The sequence below is a fragment of the Photorhabdus heterorhabditis genome (genome assembly GCF_001280945.1).
Lineage (GTDB): Bacteria > Pseudomonadota > Gammaproteobacteria > Enterobacterales > Enterobacteriaceae > Photorhabdus > Photorhabdus heterorhabditis.
Genome location: NZ_LJCS01000111.1, coordinates 1 through 6,273, shown reverse-complemented (window position 1 = coordinate 6,273; position 6,273 = coordinate 1). Strand labels below are relative to the sequence as shown.

The 6,273-nt window shown below is 45.1% G+C and carries 7 protein-coding genes and 1 pseudogene; all 8 read right to left on the bottom strand.

Annotated features, from left to right (window positions below; all coding sequences use genetic code 11):
- Window positions 1-509: pseudogene (locus AM629_RS24815) on the bottom strand (hypothetical protein); the annotation flags it as partial.
- Window positions 506-1,681, bottom strand: coding sequence for a KPHS_23130 family T6SS system protein (locus AM629_RS20315; RefSeq protein WP_054481538.1), 1,176 nt, complete (start codon window positions 1,679-1,681; stop codon window positions 506-508). The gene AM629_RS20315 and the pseudogene AM629_RS24815, both read right to left, overlap by 4 nt.
- 1 nt (window position 1,682) lies before the next feature.
- Entirely contained in the window at window positions 1,683-1,940 is a 258-nt protein-coding gene (locus AM629_RS20310) for a PAAR domain-containing protein (protein WP_054481536.1), read from the bottom strand.
- Window positions 1,941-2,005: 65 nt separating this feature from the next.
- Window positions 2,006-2,173, bottom strand: coding sequence for a hypothetical protein (locus AM629_RS24075; RefSeq protein WP_161804257.1), 168 nt, complete (start codon window positions 2,171-2,173; stop codon window positions 2,006-2,008).
- Window positions 2,160-2,600, bottom strand: a complete 441-nt coding sequence (locus tag AM629_RS20305; protein WP_054481533.1) for a hypothetical protein — start codon at window positions 2,598-2,600, stop codon at window positions 2,160-2,162. Before AM629_RS20305 ends, AM629_RS24075 begins: the two co-directional genes overlap by 14 nt.
- A 129-nt stretch (window positions 2,601-2,729) precedes the next feature.
- Window positions 2,730-3,104 carry a hypothetical protein gene (locus AM629_RS20300; RefSeq protein WP_054481531.1) on the bottom strand — a complete coding sequence of 125 codons (375 nt, stop codon included), beginning with the start codon at window positions 3,102-3,104 and terminating at the stop codon, window positions 2,730-2,732.
- Complete coding sequence (locus tag AM629_RS20295) at window positions 3,101-5,365, bottom strand: glycoside hydrolase family 108 protein (RefSeq protein WP_054481528.1); 2,265 nt, start codon at window positions 5,363-5,365, stop codon at window positions 3,101-3,103. The genes AM629_RS20300 and AM629_RS20295 overlap by 4 nt, the downstream gene beginning before the upstream one ends.
- A 13-nt stretch (window positions 5,366-5,378) precedes the next feature.
- On the bottom strand, window positions 5,379-6,273 hold an 895-nt coding region (locus tag AM629_RS20290), incomplete at its 5' end, for a DUF2345 domain-containing protein (RefSeq protein WP_152912041.1).

The window sequence follows — 6,273 nt, the reverse complement described above, 5'->3', positions numbered from 1 at the left end:
GCATCCGGTTCAGTTTGTAAACTGCCGCCGTACACCAGCAAAGTACGATGCCCCTCCAGCCAGTGTTGGGTCGTCAGCCCCGGCGCAATGGCTTCCACCTGTTCCACCTCGCCCATCACCAGTAAGAGACGCACCCTGAATCCCCAGAGCCGGCCATAACGACGGTGCAGGCGGGCGCCTAAGTCTGACAGTGCGGAGATTGACTCCGGTAGTTGGGTCTCTACAGAAATTCTTCTGTTATCACCATTACCTTCTGCCTGAAGCTTACCCCACTTCAAGCGAGCATTACCCTTCCCACTGGCAGTCAACCACATATTTATCAACCACCCCATCATGACACACAGAGCAATAAGGAAACCGCAAGCCATCAGCACAGTGTGGCGAAACGGGGCATCCCAGCCAAACCACTGAGTGATCTGGTCTGGAAGCATTAATAAGGCTCCCCCAAACAACAGCAACAGGCCAATAATGACCGCAAGAATAGATGCAAATAACGAATGAAGTTTCATGAAATCTCCTGTTTACCTGAAAGTGAAGGTGTAATGACCCCTCCCCAGAGTTGATCAGCGCGGGTTTTATGCGCATACAATTGTGCAGTCTGCTCTTGTCTGGCTTGCTCACTGGCACAAATCAAGGCTAACCAGGGCGCTGCGTAGCCTGTATCGCCAAAGGATTTCTCCAGCAACCAACTGGTTTCTCCATCCTTCAATAAAAGCCCCTGTTGTTCTATTGCCGTACTCCACACACTGTCAGTCGATGTTCCCCAACCGGTTAACCAGCCATTGTGAATGTTATCTGCCGCTTGTTTCGCCCAGAGCAATGCCCGTTCTATAAGCACAGACGTCCGCATAACAGGCTCACGGTGTGGTCTGTGGACTATCACTAATTCAGTTTCCTCTGCGAGAGGGTGATTAGAAAACATCAGTGCCACAACGGCTTCTCCGGTAATATTCAGAGGGATATCCTGTACGTCTGCGGCAATGATGATCAAAACCGAAGGAGAAGCTGGATCAATATCCAGCCAGTTATCCAAAACCGCCAATCCCTGCCCCGGACACGTCAACATATTTGGCAGAGATATCTCCGGCATCCTGACATCAGACTCACTCACATTGAGCTGAATAGAACAGTAGCGGCGCCAGTGGGAAGGCAGCGCCGCCATAAGTGGGAGCACATCGGCCAAAAGCAGATCCCGCGCCATCATGAAACGTTTGGCAGCAGGCAATTCAGCAGAAAGCCGGGCATACTGGATCACCTCGTCTTGATCTTGTAATGTTCCCTGCGACATCAGCACCGATTTCTCTTGCAGGGTGACGGGAAGCTGAGTGACATCATGACCCACAGGCGTAGACGCATGAGTAAAAATCAACCGTGCACTGCGCTGCCCTCTTCGAATTTCCCGTTCACGAATAGCCTGACATTCCCTGTCCCACCCATCGGCCCACACTTGCTGGCATTGATAACCGAGTCGTCGTATTCCAAAACACAGCAACCAGAATGAAAACGGGAAAACGAAAAAGCTGTACCAGAACACACTGCCTGAACGCGTCTCTTTCCAAAACCATAATGTCGTTATTGCGCCTGTTACCAGACAGGCGATCAAAAATAGTAACCAGCGTAAAGTGATCGGGCGTACCGGACGAGGAGCTTTATCCGGAATAGCATCAAGATTGACAGACATATTAATCTACCGTCCCCGCTGAAAATGAACTGATTAACGTACAACCACAGGCACAACGGTGCCCATTCAGCGCAACTGCCCGCCCATCATCAAGATAATCAGGACTGCCCTCAGCAATTGTCGTTTCACCATGTTTAGGGCAAGAAACCTTATCGCCTTTTCGGGCAACAGGAATATCATCGAACTCAATTAAGTCAGATCCTTCTAAAACAGTTCCTCCGGATGAAGTTTTATCACCCTGACGAATAAATGCCGGCATAAATACCTCTTGTTTAAGTGATTAACCAATAAAAAATCATTAAAAAGCCATATCGCTCTTCAATGCTATATGTATCTATCTCTATCCACCAACCCACCTATTCCACCATTCGTAACCTCAAGAAATTCATCTTCTGCTTCTGAGTATCTCTCACTATTAATTAATCCTTGTAGTTTAGGTGCACCATTTTCTAAGAGGAAACTTACATTCAAATATATATCATTTCCTATCATTATCATTCCATTGACAATAGCCATCATTCATAGCATCAAATACCTGCGTAAAATCGTACTGTTTTTTCGACTTTGTGTTTATATATACAAAAGAAGAAAAAATAGCTCCTTGTCTTACAGTTATGTATTTACCTTCAGGTTTACCATTGATAATTTCCACCCAAGTTGTAGTATATTCATATGGCCTTCCTTCAGTAAACTCCTCCTCACTTTCTTTAACCGGAACAATAGTTATAGGGTGATTAGATTTCTCATATTTTACATACCCACCGAACCATTTATCTCTCCCTCCATCATTTACAATAATAAACTGTAAATTAATCCCTTTCTGATCACTGGAAGAAAAACAGTTAACATAAGAATTCACACTGGCATTAGTTAAGAAAGGAAAAAAACAAAAAATAATGAAAACTATTTTTCTAGACATAACAACCTCCTTAATTTTTTGAAAGATCAGAAATCCGATTATTAGAATAACTTAATAAGTCCTTCCCAAGAATTCCATAGTACTTACTGCTATTTTGTCTCTGAGTCAAACCACTAGTTAAAAATTCATTTACTCCCGTATAAATGTTATTTTGTTTTTCACACTCATATTAGCATCATCAAATGGTTTTGAATCTTCAATAACCCATATAAGTTTATTCTTTTCTTTTGTTATTCTCGCTTTTCCATTACCACCAAAAGTACTCACAAAATAAACGTCAGCAACATTACCATTTATATGCCCTTTTATATTTAACACATCATTATCCTCACAATCTATTCTATTGCCATTATTTGTTATAAAACAATACCTACCTACTATTTCATTTTTATTTTCCTTTAAGTAAAGCTTATAAGTGTCATTACTATACTGTGAAATCCAATTGCCAGAAAAAGCAAATGATTGGGCACATAAAAATAATAATAAAATCAAAATCTTTTTCATATCACCACCTTTAAACAATCATCGACTCTACCTAACCATCCTACAAGATATTTTACTTGATTATTACGAGCGCCATTTGTATATGTTAATGATTCATAATATCCCTTTCTGACATCAGCTAACCTTTGCAAAAAATCACCTTGACCTTCTATAGCATTAATACAATGTATCATATCATCATCCATTGAGTTTGATATAGATAGTTTTGAGTCAAACTCACTGTTAATTAATCTCCTTATTTCTTTTATAGCTTTTCCTGACGTAATAGTCCAATCATAAATCATTAATGCAATTTTTGAATTTTCTATCTTACAAAAGCCTTTAGGTTCCCAATAATGATTATAATAAATAACCTCTGCCTGGTCTTTAGTAAGACGCTTTAAATTTTCAGACGACGGTTCAATTCCTAAATCATCCATCGCGTATGCCCTCCATGTATTAAAAGTAATACCCATATTTGTCTCACCTCCACGATCGTCTGGATCATTAATATATCCTCCCTCATGTTTTAATATTATTCCTGATATTTTTTTAAACTTATCTTTGCATAAGCCATATTCAGATAATGCATCCAAAAACACTACAGGATGCATATGCCATATCGGCTTCCCACGGTTAAATGGCTCCACCGCTTTCATCCATACCTGACCGTCCAGATACTGTCGCCAGAACTTATTCGCCGTGCGGTTCTTTACCACATTGGTAAAAAAGTTCATCCACGCTTCCCCCTGACTGTCCTCATACCATTCACTGCTGTGTTTCACGATAAACCGCGTCACCACGTTAATCATTTCCGGGTTATACAACCCAAGGCGCACCGCCTGCGCATTCAACTGTCCATCACCGTCTTTATCCAGCTTCCGTAAAATACGTTCATAACGGGCCGGGACTAACGCATGCTCCATCCGCCTGTCCTGCTTCGCCACCGCCAGTAAATGACGCAGCCAGACTTTCACACTCGCCTCCCCCGTCAACTTGCTGAAATCCGTGGTCGCCTTCTCTTCCAACAAACGAAATCCCAGTTTATTCAGGTCATGCTGATCGACCTCTTCCACCTGTTCCCCGTTCTGTTTTACCCAACTGGTCTTTGTTACTTTGTACCAGTTCACCCCCTTTTTATCCTTAACCGGGCTGGTCAATGTTTTTGCCAGCACGATTTCCTGCTGTGTCCTGACCTCTAAAGGGGTAAAAATCTGGTGGGTCGCATCATAGCTGTGCAACATCTGGTCAAAACCACAGATAATATATTTTCGGCCATCGGCCAGATGCTTCGTGTTATTCACAAAATCCGGCAGCTTATCGTCAGCACTCAACACTTCAATATGCGTAAAATAGTAAGACATCCGGTCCGGCAACTGCACCGCCGGCGATTCAAATAATCCCAGATGGCCTATCGGGTCTCCGGCGTTTATGCGGATAACTGCATCTCCCGTCAAAGTTTGTACACTGTCAAAGGCCCCTTTTTTAACCGCCGACTGCATCCAAACCGGCATATGGGGGCTAGATTCTCCTGTCTGCTCAGCAAACTGCGGCTGTAACGCGACCCAAAATTTCTTCTCATCTTTTACGACACCCCCCTCCAGTTTCTGCGCCAGACCAAAACGCATTCTTTCATAACGGGTCGTGAGAGGGATGGGCGAAAAGAAATCCACTGTCTGATACACCAAAAACTCATCACCGTGTTTCAATGTGCCATTCTCCGGCGGAATATCATAATCACGCCGTTCACCCCGTTCCGTCACCCCGGCAGGTATCCCATACTGTCCCTCATTATTCGCCTGAAACCGGTGAGTATGCAGGGTGTGCTGCACGATCGCTTTATAACGCGGGTAAGCCGGGTAATCACTCACCGGTGCCAGATGCATATACAGGCTGTAGAATGTCAACAGCGTTTCATCCTGTGCTTTGTACTCTGATTTCACCAGCACAAAAGTACTGGAGTATTTCAGCTGTTCATCACGAAAATATGGCGCCTCTAAATACGTGTTATTCAGCCGGTAAGCCACCACCTCTCCCTCCGCCATACAACGCAGCGGCATCACTTTGTTCTGTTGCAACAAATCTGGCGTCAGTTTGGCATACGGTGCACTAGCCCGGTCACTGAGATGCACACCGCCGTGCCACTGACCATTCGCCCCGACCAGCCAGGCCCCATTCGGCTCAGAACGTAATTTTGTCAGCATAGCTTGCAGGCTTTTATCATCGGTAGCCTGATAAGGCTGGCCGTCATTTTCTCGGCTCACGGGAAAACAAATTTTCATTCTTACAAATTCCTTATCCTGAAATTGAACCCGTGTGATCTGGGGTCGTTTCTTTTAATTCTGTTTGGGGGAAGGTGGATACTTTTGTATCGATGGATGCGCCCCCTTTCTTCACGTTATAACTCTGGCATTTCACCTGATAATGACCCAGCGTCCCAAACTCGATACCGCTTCCATCCATCTTTAGATAGGTGCCCCCTGCGTTCAGCGTCAGCGTTTTTGGGGTCGTAATCGTGATGTTGTTATCATCACTGGAAAGCGTTATTTCCTGTTGTGCCATCAATACCACCTCATCATGCTGAGCCTGTATCAATACCTTGCCCTGATTGGCAACCAGCTTGATGCCAAGTTTCTGGACAAACAAACCAAACGCCTCTCCTACACCAATAAACAAACGTTTCATGACCCCAATATCGGCATGCTTGCCAACATTAACCATCAGGTTTTCTTTAGCCGCCATTTGTATATGAGCACCACTGACCAGAGAAATACCCGCTGGTGAGCTGGCTAACAGCACCGCTGTCTGCAACTGCGTCACCCGCTCCTGGACATAGCGCAATTGTGTTTGCACATCGGCAGCAAGAGACGCGGCCTGCGTGGCCGCCTCACTGAGCGTTTGCATCTGCTGGCTGGCCTGTGACAGCGCCGACAACGCCGCCTGCATCTCCAACGTTTTTCCCTGTGCTTTTAATTGTTCATCCGTGCTGATAAACAGTCCTTTCCCGGCGCGGATCGCTCCCCAGTCATCGGTACGCAGTTCAAAGCCCTCGCCCCGTTTATCCGGGTGCGGGCGCTGACCATCGACAAGATGCCCCAGATTCAGCTGACTCTTGCCGCCGTATTCCGTACTGAGTTTGATGTGCTCTTTCCCGCGCTCGTCATCCATCCGCAGTTTGTTATTCGCCGGC

Bases quoted from the DNA above. Each gene is read 5' to 3' on its own strand.
- AM629_RS24075 (WP_161804257.1), bottom strand. From the start codon at position 2,173: ATGATAGGAAATGATATATATTTGAATGTAAGTTTCCTCTTAGAAAAT.
- AM629_RS20310 (WP_054481536.1), bottom strand. From the start codon at position 1,940: ATGCCGGCATTTATTCGTCAGGGTGATAAAACTTCATCCGGAGGAACT.
- AM629_RS20305 (WP_054481533.1), bottom strand. From the start codon at position 2,600: ATGTCTAGAAAAATAGTTTTCATTATTTTTTGTTTTTTTCCTTTCTTA.
- AM629_RS20315 (WP_054481538.1), bottom strand. From the start codon at position 1,681: ATGTCTGTCAATCTTGATGCTATTCCGGATAAAGCTCCTCGTCCGGTA.
- AM629_RS20300 (WP_054481531.1), bottom strand. From the start codon at position 3,104: ATGAAAAAGATTTTGATTTTATTATTATTTTTATGTGCCCAATCATTT.
- AM629_RS20295 (WP_054481528.1), bottom strand. From the start codon at position 5,365: ATGAAAATTTGTTTTCCCGTGAGCCGAGAAAATGACGGCCAGCCTTAT.